The organism is Massiliimalia timonensis (genome assembly GCF_900186585.1).
GTDB lineage: Bacteria > Bacillota > Clostridia > Oscillospirales > Ruminococcaceae > Massiliimalia > Massiliimalia timonensis.
In genome coordinates, this window is sequence record NZ_FYDD01000003.1 from 151,636 (window position 1) to 167,085 (window position 15,450).

Genomic DNA, 15,450 nt, shown 5'->3' on the forward strand with positions numbered 1-15,450 from the left:
TCCTTTCGTTGAATCATTCTTGTCATTATCATACCATATCATGCTTTTTTCTGTCTATCTTTGATTTTTAAATTGATGTTCATGCAGAAATATGCTATAATTTGATCATAAAAAATCATAATCGCTCATAATTGCTTTTAGGAGGACGAAGTATGTTAATGGAGATGCGGCATCAGCAGATCTTAAGCCTGCTGGAACGTAAAAAAAGTATTACTGTAAAGGAATTGAGTACCATACTTTTCGTTAGCCCGGCAACGGTAAGGCGGGATTTGGCTGTCATGGAAAAGATGGGTACGATCAAGCGTTCCCATGGTGGTGCGGTGCTGATGGAATCGAACGACAGCGAAACCTCATTGCTGGTGCGGGAACAGGAGAATATCCAGAAAAAAAGACGGATCGCAAAATTGGCGCTGGATTTTTTTCATCCGGACTGTTCGGTTTTTATGGACTCCAGCAGTACGGTCGGCACGGTCATCCCTTTGCTGAAAGCGATCCCGTGCTCTGTGGTGACGAACGGGCTGAAAAACGCCATGCTGCTTTCCCAGCAGACCCCGGCAAAGATTTACATGATGGGCGGAATGGTGAACAGCCAGTCCAATTCTGTGACCGGCGCAGATACGGTGCAGCAGCTGGAGCGGATGAATACCGACCTTGCCTTGATCTCTTGTAGCGGGGTGACCTTGCAAAACGGGGTCATGGATGCTTCCTGCGAACAGTCCGCCCTAAAAAGGGTTATGCTTCACCATGCCAAGGTGCGTGTGCTGCTTTGTGACAGCAGTAAATTCAGCCTTTCCTACCTATGCCGTACCTGTGGGTTTGACGATATTGATTATTTACTGACTGACACTGACCCCGGGGAAGCATACCGGGAGGCGGCCTCCCACCAAGGGTGCGAGATCCTGTGGACAGCCCCATAAAATATTTACGAAATGAGGCGCAAAATATTTCCTTTTTCTTCTGTCCCGGTTAAGAAAATCTTAAGTATTGCGTGATATGATAACCATAGTTCAAAGAATAGAGGCTTCCATTATTTGTAACCAGTTCTTTTCCTTCATTGACAAATGATTACAATTTCGATACATCTATTGACAAGTAGAGAAAAACGTTGTACCATTTGTATTATGATAGTAATACAATTTGAAGCCTTATAAAATTACTTTGATAAACTAAACGATTTCATTCGTTGCTTGAACGGGAAAAAGAGCAAAAAAAACGCCTTTTTTAAGGCGCAAATAGTTTTTTTGAAAAGAACGAAAAGGTTTATGTTTTCGTTCCCAGTCAGGCGAAACGGCCTTTGCCGGCCGATGCAAAATGAAATGGATTGGGGGAAATATCATGATCACCATTAACATGATGTCGAAAGCAGATACCGTGCAGGGGCAGGGTGTTTTATCCGCGCACGACGAACAGGTAAAATTAGTAAAAGAACAGTTGGGTGATGAGTTCACTGTATTGGAAAACAGCCATTCTTTTTGTGATATCACACATTATCATACCATTAACCCACAGTTTTTATTTGGGCTCCCTTTTGCGAAGCATAAGGGTACCGCCGTGGGATATGTGCATTTTTTGCCGGAAACATTGGAAAACAGCATTAAATTGCCGCCGCTGGTCAAGAAAGCTTTTTATTGGTATGTGATGCGCTTTTATAAAAGCATGGATTATCTGGTAACGGTCAACCCGTATTTTATCGACCGGCTGGAGGCATATGGAGTGGATCGGGACAAGGTCAGTTATATTCCAAATTTTGTATCGGAAGAACAGTTTTTTCCAATGGAAAATAAGGTGGCACTGCGGGAAAAATATCAATTAGACCCCAAACGCTTTACCGTGCTTTGCGTAGGGCAGCTTCAAAAAAGAAAAGGGGTTCTGGAATTTTTAGAGATCGCTGAACAGATGCCGGATATTCAGTTCTTATGGGCGGGAAATTTTGCGTTTGGAAAAATTTCGGAAGGATATGATCAGATACGCCGCGCTGTAGAATGTCCGCCAGAAAACGTCCGGTTTTTGGGCTTGATCGAACGCAGCTGCATGAATGAGTTCTATAACCTTGCTGACGTGATGTTTCTGCCGTCGTTTGAGGAACTGTTCCCAATGACGATCTTGGAATCCATGAATTGCGGCACACCGATCCTGCTGCGGGATCTGCCGATCTATGAGAATATCCTGTTCGATTATTATCTCCGTGCTGATGATAACGATGGATTTATCGCGTGCTTGAAAAAGCTGAAAAGTGACCCGGAATATTACAAAGAGGCTTCTGGGCGTTCCTTTGCCGGGCACGAATTTTACAGCCGTGACCATGTTTCTAGGATGTGGCGCTGTTTTTATGAATCGGTCGCGGTGCAGGAAACGAATATCAATCCGAAATTAAGCAAGCTTCCGCGCGTCAAGGCATAGAGAGATCCTTTATAAAAAGAGGTGGTTACATGAAGAACCAAAAATGGAACTGGCTGATCATCATTCTGTTTGCCGGCGCTTTGATCGGCTCGTTGTTTTTAGCGGATAAGCCGCAGAATATCTGGAACGCGCTGCGGTCAGCCAAGCCGGTTTTTATTGGCGGAGCGATCCTTTGCATGGTCGGATACTGGCTGTTTGAAAGCTTGGCCCTTTATTTGGTTGCCAATCGGATGCACCAGAAGCTGAGTTTCTCAGAAAGCATTAAAACCTCTATGGTAGGGCAGCTTTTTAACTGCATTACTCCGTTTGCAAGCGGCGGACAGCCCATTCAGGCATACCGCTTAAAACAATTCGGGATTCCGGTGGGGAAGGCGTCCTGCATTTTACTGGCAAAGTTTATTGTATATCAGGTCGTTCTGACCATCTATTCCCTGATCTTGATTTTGCTCCGCTTTTCTTTCTTTGTATCTGAGGTGTCCAGCTTTGAATATCTTGTTCTGCTGGGTTTTGGAGTGAACTGCGTTGTGGTCTTCCTGCTGATCGGAGTGGGTTTTTTCCCAAAGGGGAGCAAAAAAGCGCTGTATGGGCTGACTTCTTTGCTGGGTAAGCTCCATTTGGTGAAGGACCGGGACAAAATGCGGGCGAAGATCGACAAGGAACTGGACGAGTTTTATACGTCTTTTCGGCAGCTGAAAGAGAACCTGACAGTGCTGTTGGCGCCTTGTCTTGTTACAGTGCTGCAGCTTACGATCTTCTTTACGGTGCCGTACTGCATCTGTTTGGCGCTTGGCGTGGCTGACCCGCAGTACCTGACCATTATCAGCGCGGCGGCATTCGTGCTGATGATCTCTTCTTTCATTCCCTTACCGGGTGGGTCCGGCGGGGCAGAGGGCGGGTTTTACCTTTTGTTTTCCATGTTTTTCCCAACGGCCGGCCTGGTGGCAGTTACCATTGTGCTGTGGAGGATCATGACCTTTTACCTGCCGATCGTAGTTGGATTCATTTTCAGCAAATTGAAGGTGAAAAGGCGGATCCGTCTCTGAAAATAAAAAAGCCTGAACCAATTATAGTTCAGGCTTTTTTATTAGCTGTGGGTGGTAGAAAAGGAATGGTCCTCTAAAATGCTGGTGATAAAACGTAAAAGCGACTGCCCGACTGGGTCGGAATAACGCTTGTCACGTTCGCTGTAACGCACTTCGGAAAGCTGTTCCATTACCTTGATGGAAGCGTTGTCCGACAGGCTTAAAAAATCCCCCTTGCCGCCGGGCTGGATACATAAGCGATAATCATATTCCGCATGGATGACACTGCCGGGTTTGAGGGTGGTTTTTACAATTTGCAATAGCAAAAGACGCCCTTCCTTTAGTTCGCATAAAAACGCTTCAGAAGGGGAGTCAAGCCCATATTCGTTGCGGTAGTGATCAAACTGTTTTTTTACTGCCAGGCTTTCTAAGCGTTTTGCCCGCCGCCAGTGGATCACGTTTTGCTTGGTTTTTTCCATTAGGTTCTCTGTAAAGAGATGAATCAATGTTTGTTCCGTAATGATCGCCTTCATGTCACCAGATTTTGTTCTCTGTTTCTATCATACCATAGGAACTGGCAGGATGCAATTCCTGTCATGAAAGAAACAGGTAAAATTTTACAGGAAAGAAAGGATGGAAACGGACAGTTGCACAAAATGTACCTTTGATTTGCTGTTGTCTTTAAAAAACCCTGTTATATATAGAATCAAACAGAAAAATGCGGGGCGGCTGCATTCCTGAGAAGTGCTCAAAGCCGATCTATGACACATTGTATACCTCTATCTTTGGGGCCGATACAGTGAAGGTTTCTGATAGGGTACAGCTATCATTGAAACACATCTATTGAATCAAAAGAAAGTGCGTCAAATTTATTGACGCACTTTCTTTTTTATGGCGAATAGAACAGGCGGGAGACTGCTTGGAATATTTCACGTCTGTTTTTAATCACTTTCCCATTTCTGGGCATGTTTTTCATCCCATACCTCCGGGTCGCCTACATGGACGTCCTTTTCCCGGAACACTGGATTTTTTCCTTCCTTTTTTTGCGCGCAATAATCTTTTAAAGCGATCAGCGCCTTTTTGCCCAGCAGGAAAATTACGACTAAGTTTACCATAGCCATCAGTCCCATCAAAATGTCCGCCATAGTCCAAACAGTGGTAAAATCCATTAAAGCACCGATAAAGATCGCCGCGACACAGCTGATCCGGAAGATCAAAAGCCCTGTTTTGGAATCACGGATAAATTTGAAGTTAGACTCGGTATAATAATAATTCCCGACTAGAGAGCTAAATGCAAATAGGAAGATAGAAATGGTAATAAACAGTGGCCCAAATTCACCGACCTGATTCAAGACAGCCTTTTGAACATAATCCATGCCCTGTACATTTTCATCAATTGGAACACCGGAAAGAAGCAGCATAAATGCGGTGGTAGAACAGATCAAAATGGTGTCGATAAACACAGATAGCATTTGAACCAATCCCTGCTTGACCGGGTGGGAAACATCTGCTGCTGCGGCCGCATTGGGTGCGGAGCCCATCCCCGCTTCATTGGAATACAGGCCGCGTTTGATTCCCTGCATCACGCAGGAGCCAGCAAACCCGCCGAAAATAGCTTCAAAATTGAATGCCTGCGAAAAGATATTTCCAAACATTTCCGGAACGGAACCGATATTTTTGATGGTGATAAACAGCCCCAGGCCAATATAAATAACAGCCATGACCGGGACGATCCCAGATACCAGCCGGCTGATGCGGTGTACGCCGCCAAAGATCACCAGCGCGGTCAGCAAAGCAAGAATTCCCCCGACGATCCAAGGCCAAATACTGCTATTATAATCTTTGATATAATAGTTTAAGGAAGAGCCGGCATTGAACGCCTGCAATGCGTTAAAGCCATAAGCGAAGCATGCGATCAATAAAATCGAGAACACGACGCCCCATTTGCGGCTTTTCAGCGCCTTTTGGATGTAGTAAGCGGGTCCGCCGATAAATTCAGTTCCCCGTTTCTGCTTGTAAAGCTGGGCCAGCGTGCTTTCAATGAAAGCAGAAGCCGCGCCGATCAAAGCCAGAAGCCACATCCAGAAGATAGCGCCGTATCCGCCGATCGCTGTGGAGGCGGCCACAGCTGTGGCGACACCGGCAATATTTCCGGTCCCAACCCGGCTTGCTGTGGAGATCATCAGCGCCTGGAACGAAGAAATATCTTTCCCATCCTTTTTCTTTTCAGAAAGGACACGGATCGCTTCTGGGAACATGCGGAATTGTATAAACTTGGTACGGAAGGAAAAATAAAGCCCTACCAACACCAGCATAATGATCAAAATATAGGTATACATAAAATCACTGATATTACCTAATACTGCATTGATCCATTCCATGAGATCACTCCTTATGAAATTTTTCTGTCAAACATAGGATAGTATATCATAGAACGGGAAAAATGTCGATTGTAAATTATCTTTTTATAAAATGTGTATAAAATGTATCCAAAATATACAATCCCTTTTTTGACAAAGTGCAAATCAACTTGATAAAGCAGCAAAATTTGAATGGAAAACAGTCAAAGATTTTAGAAATATGGTTGCAGATTCCGTTTGTTTTCGATATACTAGAATTTAATGAAAGGGGAAGTGGACATGAATAAAGGAAATCCTTGGGCACTGCTGCCGATCGGCGTTTTTTTGCTGATCTTTATTGGCAGCGGGATCGTATTTCAAGATTTTTACGCGATGCCGGCAGTGGTTGGCTTTGTCATCGCGCTGGTCGTTGCGTTTTTACAAAATCCAAAACGCAGCTTTCAGGACAAGCTGAACGATGTGACGCACAGCATGGGTGATTCTAATGTAATGATTATGTGTTTGGTATTTGTATTGGCCGGGGGATTTTCCGGGGCGGTACAGGCGGCCGGCGGAGCGGACAGTACCGTGAATTTTGCGCTGTCTATCCTCCCGCCGAATGTTGCGGTTGCAGGCTTGTTTGTGGTGGGGTGTTTTATCTCCACTTCAATGGGAACCTCGGTGGGGACCATAGCGGCATTGGCTCCGATCGCGGTGGGGATCAGTGAAAAAACGGGGATCGCTGGGGCAATGTGTATCGGCGCGGTGGTTTCCGGGGCTATGTTTGGGGATAATCTGTCGATGATCTCAGACACGACCATTGCGGCTACCCGTACGCAGGGCTGTGACATGAGGGATAAATTCAGGGAAAACTTTAAGATCGTACTGCCGGCGGCCATCGTTACCCTAGTACTATTTTTAGTGCTGGCCAGCGGAGGGGATTTTAAGGTGGACGAAGCTTTGGAGTATAATTTCCTACAGATCGTCCCGTATCTCGTTGTTTTGGTCGGGGCTTTGGTTGGCGTAAACGTATTTTTGGTGTTGGTGCTGGGAATCGTGCTGTCGCTCTTGGTCGGTGTTTTCACCGGCACCATTGCGGTGACAGATATTTTCACGGTGATTTTTTCCGGTGCGGACGGCTCCGGCGGGATCCAAAATATGTATGACATCACCGTTATTTCCATCGTGGTCGCGGGTGTGATCGGGCTGGTGAAAGCCAACGGCGGGATCGATTTTATCCTGTACGGGATCAAAAAGCATGTACACACCCAAAAGGGCGCGCAGTTTGGGATTGCGGCTTTGAGTTCCCTAGTGGATGTTTCCACGGCAAACAATACGGTTGCGATCGTTATGGCTGGACCGATCGCTAAAGATATTTCAGAGGAATTTTCTATCCCGCCCCGTCGGACAGCGGCATTACTGGATATTTTCACCTCGGTGTGGCAGGGGATCATTCCATACGGCGCGCAACTCTTGTATGCGTGTTCCGGGGCGGCAGCGCTTGCACTGACGCCTCTGGATCTGTTGCCATATTTGTTCTATCCGGTTTTGATGGGGATTGGCGCACTGGGCTTTATTTTGTTCAGCGGCCGAAAACCAAAAAAAGAGAAAACATCGTAAATACTATATTCCCGTTTGGAACGACCTGTTTCAAACGGGATTTTTTTAAAAATCCACTTGATTTTTATGCAGAAAAGAACTATACTGCAAATAAAGACATTTCTATTTAAAAATGAATTCGTATATACGAATAAGGAGGCTGGGATGAGAGAAACAGAACATCGTTCCACAGCACGGGTCCTTGATATTTTGGAATTGCTGGAACATGTATCCAATGGGCTGAGCCTAAAAGAGATCAGCGAGGCGCTGAAAGTGCCAAAAAGCAGTTTATTTCCGATTCTGCACACCTTATTGGAACGGGGATATCTGTGTTCAGAATCAAACGGACGGGGCTACCGGCTTGGGAGTATGGCTTTCCAGCTTGGAAACAGCTATCTCAAGCAAATGGATGGAGATGAGGAAATTGAAACGGTCATGCAGAAAGTAGTGGATCAATGTGGAGAGACCTGCCATTTTGCGGTATTAGACCGCAGTGAGGTGCTGTATTTAAAGAAGATCGATTCCCCACATACCGTGCGGATGACCTCGCGGATCGGGATGCGGATGCCGGCGTATGGGACCGGTCTTGGAAAAGCGCTTTTGACCGACCATTCCCTTTCGATGTTGCGGGAGCTGTATCCGGAGGGGCTGAAGCCCTTAACAGAGCATACTGTGACGGATATGGAAGTGTTGGCGGAACAATTAAAGCAAAGCAAGGAAACAGGATTTTCCAGTGAAAGGGAAGAATCGGACCAAGATATTTGCTGCGTCGCTGTTCCGCTGAGAAAAAATGGAAAAATCGTTGCGGCGCTCAGCGTTGCCGTCCCCACCTTCCGGGACACGGCAGAAAAGGAAGAACAGATCAAAAAGCTGCTGCAGGAAGCGAAGCAGCGGATCGAGGCGATTTTGCAGTTTACAGATTTGGGATTGCCGAACGAATGAAAGAAGGTGTTGTTTTGGAGCTTGTCACATTAGGGGAAACTATGGTTTGCTTTGTCCCACGGGAGGATGGAAAACTGGGGTATCAATCTGACTTCCAGATGAAGATTGCAGGTGCAGAAAGCAACTGTGCCATTGGATTGCAGAAGCTGGGGCATTCCGCCTGCTGGATCAGCCGGGTGGGAGCAGACGAGTTCGGAGAGTTTGTGAAACGCTCGGTCCGGGCAGAGGGCGTATCTATCAGCGGAGTTACAGAAGACGGAGAACATCGGACAGGCGTGATGTTTAAGCAGACCCTTGCGGGGAATGAAACCACTGTCACCTATTATCGGGAGGGCTCGGCGGCAAGCTTTCTTTCCCCAAACGATATATCAGACGAACAGATCAAAGGGGCGAAGATCCTGCATTTGACCGGGATCACGCCGGTACTTAGTGATTCCTGCAAAAAGGCCGTGTACCGGGCGATCGAGCTCGCGAAAGGATACCATGTTCCCGTTAGCTTTGATCCCAATATCCGGCTGAAGCTGTGGAAAGGACAGGATCACACCAACCTGATCCGGGACTTAGCCGGCCGGGCCGATTACCTTCTGATGGGACGGGAAGAGGCGGAATATCTCTATGGGACGGGGGAACCGGAGCGGTTGCAGGCGATGCTGTGCCGGCAGGGAACTGTTCGGTATTTAGCCGTAAAAAATGGGTCACAGGGGGCCGAGGTGTGTTCTGCAACAGAACTGATCTCCATCCCACCGTATCCGTGCCATTGTATCGACCCGATCGGCGCAGGCGATGCCTTTAACGCTGGGTTTTTAAGCGGTATTCTAGAGGGGAAAAGCCTAGAAGAATGTGGTATGATCGGTGCTGTCTGCGGGGCTATGGCCACCCAGACAAGAGGAGATATAGAGGGCTATTTATCTAAAGAGGAGTTGGCGCGGCTGCTTTCAGGGCAGAAAGCGGCATACCGCTAAAAAGGAGGAGCGAGATGAGAAAATTGATCGAAAAAAATCCCGTGGTTGCCATTCTACGCAATGTACCACTGGATTCCACAAAAGGATATTTGTCGGCTGTGTTATCGGGCGGAATCGGCGCTGTGGAGATCGCGCTTAATTCAAAGGACGCGCTAAAACAGATTGAAACGGCGAAACTTGTGTTTGGCGATAAAATGGCGGTGGGCGCTGGAACAGCGGTCACAGTAACGCTTGTGAAGGAAGCGGTGCAGGCAGGAGCTGACTTTTTACTGTCCCCTTCCGCAGACCGGGATGTGCTGGAGTACTGTGCGGAGCAGGGGATCAAATTGCTGCCGGGCGTGATGACGCCAAGCGATGTCAGCCTTTGCCTGCGGTGTGGATTTGATTTATTAAAATTGTTTCCTGCCGGGGATTTGCCGCCGCATTACCTGAAGAGCTTGAAAGGCCCTTTTGACAAAAGCGATTATGTAGCGGTCGGAGGGGTGAAAAAGGAAAATGCGGCAAGCTTTTTTGCACAGGGCTTTTTAGGTGTTGGCGTTGGCAGCAACCTGATCCCGAACGAATTGCAGCAAGCGGGAAACTGGGAACAGGCGGCGGTTGTGGTACAGGAATTTATGCGGGAAGTTCCGCGGACAGGAGGAAATGACAAATGAAGATCACAAAAGTAAATACCTATTTGGTGCGGCCGAGATGGTGCTTTGTGGAAATACAAACAGACGAAGGCTTCACTGGCTGGGGTGAGCCGGTGATTGAGGGAAAAGCACAGACAGTGCAAAGCTGTGTGGAAGAGATGACAGAATATCTGCTTGGAAAGGACCCGATGCGGATCGAAGATTTGTGGTCCACCCTGTACCGCGCAGGCTTTTACCGCGGAGGACCTGTTTTGATGAGCGCTATTGCCGGGATCGATCAGGCGCTGTGGGATATCAAGGGAAAGTTTTACGGGGCACCGGTCTATGAACTGATGGGCGGCACCTGTAGGGATAAAATGCGGGTCTATTCCTGGATCGGCGGGGACCGGCCCAGCGATGTTGCGCGGGATGCCTTGGAAAAGAAGGCAAAAGGCTTTTCCGCCATTAAAATGAACGCGACTGAGGAACTGCAGATGGTCGACAGCTATGAAAAGATCGACGAGGTTTTGGAACGTGTGGCGGCGATCCGAGAGGCGGCAGGGAAACATTTTGGGATCGCAGTGGATTTTCATGGACGGGTCCATAAGCCAATGGCAAAGATCTTGGCAAAGAAGCTGGAAGAATTTGATTTGATGTTCATTGAGGAACCGGTGCTGTGCGATAATATGGAAAGCTTTCGTGATGTAGCAAGGGCGTGCAATATCCCGATCGCTACCGGGGAGCGGCTTTTCTCGCGCTGGGATTTCAAGCGGCTGCTGCAGGGCGGTTATGTAGATATCATCCAGCCTGACCTATCCCACGCAGGAGGCATTACCGAGGTGAAAAAGATCGCCGCTATGGCTGAAGCCTATGATGTGGCTTTAGCACCGCACTGCCCGCTGGGACCGATCGCGCTGACCTCCTGCCTGCAGGTGGACGCGACCAGCTACAATGCGTTTATTCAGGAGCAGAGCATAGGGATTCATTACAATACCGGCGCCAGCGTGCTGGATTACATCACCAATCCAGAGGACTTTACTTTTACAGATGGCTTTGTGGAGCTTCCCAAGCTGCCGGGGATCGGTGTTGCCGTGAACAAGGAGCTGGTGGAGCGGGAAAACAAGACCCCGCATCAATGGAAAAATCCGGTTTGGCGGCATGAGGATGGCTCTATCGCAGAATGGTAAGATTTTCAAAAAGCCGGTTGTGCAACCTTGAAAAACAGTGTATAATATAGGTATTTCAAAGCATAAGGAGGCAACTGATATCATGACCAGAATGCAGGAGCTTTGCCGGGCGGCAGGCACAGAGGGTGCAGTGCTGCTGAAAAATGCAAACCAGGCATTGCCGATCCAAAAAGGGGAGGTCGTGTCTGTTTTCGGGCGGATACAGCTCAATTACTATAAAAGCGGAACCGGTTCCGGAGGTTTGGTGAACGTGGACTATGTGGTGGATATTCCCGATGGGCTGCGTGCCGCCGAAGGGATCGCTATCAATGAAGAACTGTACCAGACCTATCAGGAATGGGAAATTTCCCACCCGTTTGATAAGGGGAAAGGCTGGGCGCAAGAACCGTTTTGCCAGGAAGAAATGGAAGTTTCTGATGAACTGGCGCAGCAGGCGGCCGAAAAATCTGACCTGGCGCTGGTGATCATTGGAAGGCTGGCCGGGGAAGACCGCGACAGCGAAGCGGTAAAGGGGAGCTATTACCTTTCTGATGGAGAAGAAGCTATGCTCCGCACAGTCCGCGCCCATTTTAACAGGGTAGTAGTTTTGCTGAACGTAGGCAACTTACAGGATATGAGCTGGGATCACCTTTGTGACGCGGTGATGTATGTTTGGCAGGGCGGCCAGGAAGGCGGAAATTCCGTTGCTGATGTATTGACAGGAAAGGTGAGCCCAAGCGGAAAACTGAGCGATACCATTGCGCTTTCTCTGGATGATGTGCCGGCAATGAAAAACTTCGGTGATCCGGATAAAAACGCCTATGAAGAGGATATTTATGTCGGATACCGTTGGTTTGAAACTTTTGCGCCGGAAAAAGTGAAGTATCCATTTGGATTTGGGCTTTCTTACACAACCTTTGCTTGGAAATTAGTGTCTTTTCAAGAAACGGTGGATGATTTTTCAGTGACAGTCGCGGTGGAAAATACCGGAAGCGTTCCGGGAAAAGAAGTTATTCAGGTTTATGCAGGGATTCCGCAGGGAAAATTGGGGCAGCCCAGCAAGGTGCTTTGCGGCTTTGCCAAGACGAATGTTTTACAACCGGGACAAGAACAGGAAATGACTGTTACTGTGCCGAAAAATGTACTGGCGTCATACGACGACAGCGGCGTGACCGGGCATCGTTCCTGCCGTGTACTGGAAGCAGGAGAGTACCTGATTTATGCGGGTACCAGTGTCCGTGATACTCAAATAGTATCCCAGTTTGTGGTAGACGAACTGAAGATAGTGGAAACTTTGACCGAGTGCATGACTCCGAAGATCCCGCTTCAAAGGCTACACCCTAAAATGGTGGACGGCAAGCTGATGCCGGAGATGGAGGTTGTACCGCAGCGTACTTATGACTTGATGGAACGGATCGCCTCCCGCCGACCGGCAGACATTCCTTTTCAGGGCGATCTGGGGATCAAGCTGAAAGACGTCAAAGACGGGAAACATACTATGGACGAGTTTTTGTCCCAGCTGACCGATGAAGATCTTGCCTGTATTGTGCGCGGGGAAGGGATGTGTTCCCCGAAAGTCACTTTGGGAACAGCAGGCGCATTTGGCGGGTTAACGCCTCATTTAAAGGAACTGGGGATTCCGGCAGGCTGTTGTGCGGATGGCCCTTCCGGCATCCGTATGGACTGCGGGACCCGTGCTACCAGTGTTCCGAGCGGCACACTGCTGGCCTGTACCTTTAACGAAGAATTAAATGAAGCTTTGTTTGAAGAAATGGGGGCTGAAGTAAATAAAAACAGAATAGACACCCTGCTAGGGCCGGGAATCAATATCCACCGCAGCCCGTTAAATGGGAGGAACTTTGAGTATTTTTCGGAAGATCCGTTCCTGACTGGAAAGATGGCGGCTGCGCAGCTACGTGGAATGCACAAACACGGTGTGACCGGGACGATCAAGCATTTCTGTGCCAATAATCAGGAATACCGGCGTACCTTTATCAGTTCTGATATGTCGGAACGTGCGCTTAGGGATATTTACCTGCGTGGTTTTGAAATGGCAGTCAAGGAAGGAGATGCCCGTTCGATCATGACCTCCTATAATGCAATCAATGGCATTTGGGCGGCAGGGAACTATGACTTGTGTACGACGATCCTGCGCGGTGAATGGGACTTTACCGGGATCGTGATGACCGATTGGTGGGCAAAGATGAACGATGAGGACGAAGAAGCTACTGTGAAAAATACCAAAGCAATGGTCCGTGCGCAGAACGACCTGTTTATGGTGACAGTAGACGCGCTGAAAAACACTCAGGATGACAATACGGCAGAATCTTTGGCGAACGGCACCCTGACCCGCGGGGAATTGCAGCGGAGTGCTGCAAATATCTGCAGGTTTTTAATGAATTCACCCTGCATCGAGGAACGCAAGAAAACAAATGTTGATGGCGGGGAAGAAGATGATCGTCCGGCTGAAGAAAAACTGGATTTTGTGATCCACGAGGATACGGTATTAGATGTTCGGGGCATCGAGGGAACTCGCGGTACCAGTACGATCTATACAGTTCTGACTATTAAGGAAGGGACCTATGAATTAACGGTAAAGGCTTCTAGCGAAGCGGGTGGAGTTGCTCAAATTCCAGTGACCATTTCTATGCGCCACCACACTGCGACTTTCTCCTTTGTGGGAACTGGCGGCGAAACAGTTGAGAAAACCTCTAAAATTTCACTGGATCAGGGGAAAGAGTATTTGAAGATCTATTTTGGCCAAAGTGGCTTGGATTTACAGGAACTGCATTTCCATAAAATCAGCGACAAAAAAGAGGATTAACAAAAACGGCGGGGACTTGTTTGCAGGAGTCTCCGCCGTAAAATTTTTGGTGCAAAGAAAAATGAAAAAAATCGAAAAAAAGTCTTGCTTTTTTATTTTGATTCTGGTATAATATATATCGTTGACACGGCAATAGCCTGTTTGCGAGGGTGGCGGAATTGGCAGACGCGCTAGATTCAGGTTCTAGTGGGAGCAATCCTGTGTGGGTTCAAGTCCCATCCTTCGCACCATGATTGGGTGACAAAAAAGATGTCACCCAATTTTTTTCAGTATTCATGCGGGTTTGCGGGCTTTTTGGAGCAAAATCTGAAAAACCATGGATGTCCAAAAATAAAACCGAATCAAATAGCGAGAAAGCGGAGCCTCGGGCCTGATTTTTCAGGCCCGAGGCTCCGCTTTCTCGCGTTTTTATCCTTTTTTCGGCTGCCAGAAGTGCAGAAGCTTCCGGCAGTTTCATAGATAGATCGACGAATCTCTCCGCAAAGGAGAGCTTTTAAACCCTCAAATTACATGGCGGCAATAATCTTCTTCTCCCTATGATCACTTACCAGCCGGTAAGCTTTAAGTTTGAGGGGTACCCTACAAGGTGCCGGTTGAGTATGTGAATATAAAAATTTATGATGATTCCTTTCCGTCTGAAGTATTAAAATGGGATAAGCGCGATTATATTTGTGTTGCTGGTCACATGGAGCATATATATCAACATACTGCCTACAATAGAGACATTTGAACAAGATATCACTCTGTACCGTCATAAAACAAATGGGGAAGGCGTTAAAAAATGCCCTCCCCATTTGTTTTATCTACTATATCTGTGCCTCAGTTCCTTTAGGAGGAACGGTCCGAAGGATTTTTTTATAACTGGTTGGGCTGATGCCCAATTGATTTTTAAAGGTTCTGGAAAAATGACATAGATCAGCAAAGCCCAATGTATAGGCAATATCATTGAGAGAAAGCTTGGGATCAGACAGCAGCTTCAAAGATAGCTGGATTTTACGGAATAGAACAAATTGCATCGGCGAGGTGTTAAAGAAATTTTTAAATACTTTACTGAAATAAAATTTGCTCATATGCAGCTCTTCGCTTAATTGTTCCAACGTGATTTTTTCGTAAATGTGATTGTCAACGTAGACGTAAACTGCATCTACAAACCAGGAATTCTCCTTGACGCTGCAACGGTTAATTTTGCTTAAATAGGGCTTGGTGATCTTAATGACCGTCTGGTAAATGAAAGAGGAAAGGTCATACTCAAAGTCATGAGATTGTTGGCTGGTAATTTCAAAGCAATGGTAAATGCAATCAATAACAGACGTATCTTGCAGGATGATCGGCAGGCATCCATGAACATAGAGACAGTTTAAGATAGGGGTGAGCATTTTTCCACGAAAATGGAAAAATATAATATGGGCAGTATCCACTTTGTCGGTATAATACTTGTGATGATCTGTTAGTTTCATTAAAATCCCCTGGCCGCCCTTTAATGTATACTTTTTCGTTCATTTCAAAAGCCTGGATAAAACACCTGATTCAAAACAGAAACAGCAGAAAAGGGCACTGCCAGAAAAAGTATATATTACCACGAAAT

At 47.2% G+C, this 15,450-nt stretch carries 13 protein-coding genes and 1 tRNA gene; 10 read left to right on the forward strand and 4 right to left on the reverse strand.

From position 1 onward, the window contains the following. Positions 1–152 precede the first annotated feature (152 nt). From CIB36_RS02700 to CIB36_RS02710, 3 genes are all read left to right on the forward strand, one after another. Positions 153–917: a DeoR/GlpR family DNA-binding transcription regulator gene (locus CIB36_RS02700; RefSeq protein WP_093988078.1), complete on the forward strand. Its 765-nt coding sequence runs from the start codon at positions 153–155 to the stop codon at positions 915–917. A 418-nt stretch (positions 918–1,335) separates the two neighbouring features. Continuing rightward, positions 1,336–2,400: a glycosyltransferase family 4 protein gene (locus tag CIB36_RS02705; protein WP_093988953.1), complete on the forward strand. Its 1,065-nt coding sequence runs from the start codon at positions 1,336–1,338 to the stop codon at positions 2,398–2,400. A 29-nt stretch (positions 2,401–2,429) separates the two neighbouring features. Further along, on the forward strand, positions 2,430–3,443 hold the full coding sequence (locus CIB36_RS02710) for a lysylphosphatidylglycerol synthase transmembrane domain-containing protein (protein ID WP_093988079.1): 1,014 nt from the start codon (positions 2,430–2,432) through the stop codon (positions 3,441–3,443). A gap of 41 nt (positions 3,444–3,484) precedes the next feature. Here CIB36_RS02710 and CIB36_RS02715 read toward each other — a convergent pair whose 3' ends face one another. Beyond that, positions 3,485–3,901, reverse strand: coding sequence for a hypothetical protein (locus tag CIB36_RS02715; RefSeq protein ID WP_158662557.1), 417 nt, complete (start codon positions 3,899–3,901; stop codon positions 3,485–3,487). Between the two features lie 462 nt (positions 3,902–4,363). After that, positions 4,364–5,803: an alanine/glycine:cation symporter family protein gene (locus CIB36_RS02720; RefSeq protein WP_093988081.1), complete on the reverse strand. Its 1,440-nt coding sequence runs from the start codon at positions 5,801–5,803 to the stop codon at positions 4,364–4,366. A 258-nt stretch (positions 5,804–6,061) separates the two neighbouring features. Here CIB36_RS02720 and CIB36_RS02725 point away from each other — a divergent pair, with 258 nt between their 5' ends. From CIB36_RS02725 to CIB36_RS02755, 7 genes are all read left to right on the forward strand, one after another. Then, entirely contained in the window at positions 6,062–7,381 is a 1,320-nt protein-coding gene (locus CIB36_RS02725) for a Na+/H+ antiporter NhaC family protein (protein ID WP_158662558.1), read from the forward strand. 144 nt (positions 7,382–7,525) lie between these two features. Further along, the gene (locus tag CIB36_RS02730; RefSeq protein WP_158662559.1) at positions 7,526–8,302 is read left to right on the forward strand and encodes an IclR family transcriptional regulator; all 777 of its coding nucleotides are present in this window, start codon (positions 7,526–7,528) and stop codon (positions 8,300–8,302) included. Continuing rightward, positions 8,299–9,264 carry a sugar kinase gene (locus CIB36_RS02735; protein WP_093988084.1) on the forward strand — a complete coding sequence of 322 codons (966 nt, stop codon included), beginning with the start codon at positions 8,299–8,301 and terminating at the stop codon, positions 9,262–9,264. The genes CIB36_RS02730 and CIB36_RS02735 overlap by 4 nt, the downstream gene beginning before the upstream one ends. Positions 9,265–9,278: 14 nt before the next feature. Then, positions 9,279–9,917 (forward strand): bifunctional 4-hydroxy-2-oxoglutarate aldolase/2-dehydro-3-deoxy-phosphogluconate aldolase, encoded by a 639-nt coding sequence (locus CIB36_RS02740; protein WP_093988085.1) that lies wholly within the window; start codon positions 9,279–9,281, stop codon positions 9,915–9,917. Further along, complete coding sequence (gene dgoD / locus CIB36_RS02745) at positions 9,914–11,062, forward strand: galactonate dehydratase (protein WP_093988086.1); 1,149 nt, start codon at positions 9,914–9,916, stop codon at positions 11,060–11,062. Before CIB36_RS02740 ends, dgoD begins: the two co-directional genes overlap by 4 nt. A gap of 82 nt (positions 11,063–11,144) precedes the next feature. Continuing rightward, positions 11,145–13,865: a glycoside hydrolase family 3 protein gene (locus tag CIB36_RS02750; RefSeq protein ID WP_093988087.1), complete on the forward strand. Its 2,721-nt coding sequence runs from the start codon at positions 11,145–11,147 to the stop codon at positions 13,863–13,865. A 143-nt stretch (positions 13,866–14,008) separates the two neighbouring features. Beyond that, positions 14,009–14,095: transfer RNA gene (locus CIB36_RS02755), tRNA-Leu, on the forward strand. On the opposite strand, the gene CIB36_RS02760 is transcribed toward CIB36_RS02755, so the two are convergent. Continuing rightward, a complete protein-coding gene (locus CIB36_RS02760; RefSeq protein WP_093988088.1) occupies positions 14,074–14,322 on the reverse strand; it encodes a hypothetical protein in 249 nt (82 codons plus the stop codon). The two genes, CIB36_RS02755 and CIB36_RS02760, sit on opposite strands and share 22 nt — an antisense overlap. A gap of 349 nt (positions 14,323–14,671) precedes the next feature. After that, on the reverse strand, positions 14,672–15,322 hold the full coding sequence (locus CIB36_RS02770; RefSeq protein ID WP_093988090.1) for an AraC family transcriptional regulator: 651 nt from the start codon (positions 15,320–15,322) through the stop codon (positions 14,672–14,674). Between the last annotated feature and the right edge of the window lie 128 nt (positions 15,323–15,450).

What these genes read in the sequence shown, in the direction of transcription:
- CIB36_RS02700 (WP_093988078.1), top strand. Translation starts at nt 153, where the DNA reads ATGTTAATGGAGATGCGGCATCAGCAGATCTTAAGCCTGCTGGAACGT.
- CIB36_RS02705 (WP_093988953.1), top strand. Translation starts at nt 1,336, where the DNA reads ATGATCACCATTAACATGATGTCGAAAGCAGATACCGTGCAGGGGCAG.
- CIB36_RS02710 (WP_093988079.1), top strand. Translation starts at nt 2,430, where the DNA reads ATGAAGAACCAAAAATGGAACTGGCTGATCATCATTCTGTTTGCCGGC.
- CIB36_RS02715 (WP_158662557.1), bottom strand. Translation starts at nt 3,901, where the DNA reads ATGGAAAAAACCAAGCAAAACGTGATCCACTGGCGGCGGGCAAAACGC.
- CIB36_RS02720 (WP_093988081.1), bottom strand. Translation starts at nt 5,803, where the DNA reads ATGGAATGGATCAATGCAGTATTAGGTAATATCAGTGATTTTATGTAT.
- CIB36_RS02725 (WP_158662558.1), top strand. Translation starts at nt 6,062, where the DNA reads ATGAATAAAGGAAATCCTTGGGCACTGCTGCCGATCGGCGTTTTTTTG.
- CIB36_RS02730 (WP_158662559.1), top strand. Translation starts at nt 7,526, where the DNA reads ATGAGAGAAACAGAACATCGTTCCACAGCACGGGTCCTTGATATTTTG.
- CIB36_RS02735 (WP_093988084.1), top strand. Translation starts at nt 8,299, where the DNA reads ATGAAAGAAGGTGTTGTTTTGGAGCTTGTCACATTAGGGGAAACTATG.
- CIB36_RS02740 (WP_093988085.1), top strand. Translation starts at nt 9,279, where the DNA reads ATGAGAAAATTGATCGAAAAAAATCCCGTGGTTGCCATTCTACGCAAT.
- dgoD (WP_093988086.1), top strand. Translation starts at nt 9,914, where the DNA reads ATGAAGATCACAAAAGTAAATACCTATTTGGTGCGGCCGAGATGGTGC.
- CIB36_RS02750 (WP_093988087.1), top strand. Translation starts at nt 11,145, where the DNA reads ATGACCAGAATGCAGGAGCTTTGCCGGGCGGCAGGCACAGAGGGTGCA.
- CIB36_RS02760 (WP_093988088.1), bottom strand. Translation starts at nt 14,322, where the DNA reads ATGAAACTGCCGGAAGCTTCTGCACTTCTGGCAGCCGAAAAAAGGATA.
- CIB36_RS02770 (WP_093988090.1), bottom strand. Translation starts at nt 15,322, where the DNA reads ATGAAACTAACAGATCATCACAAGTATTATACCGACAAAGTGGATACT.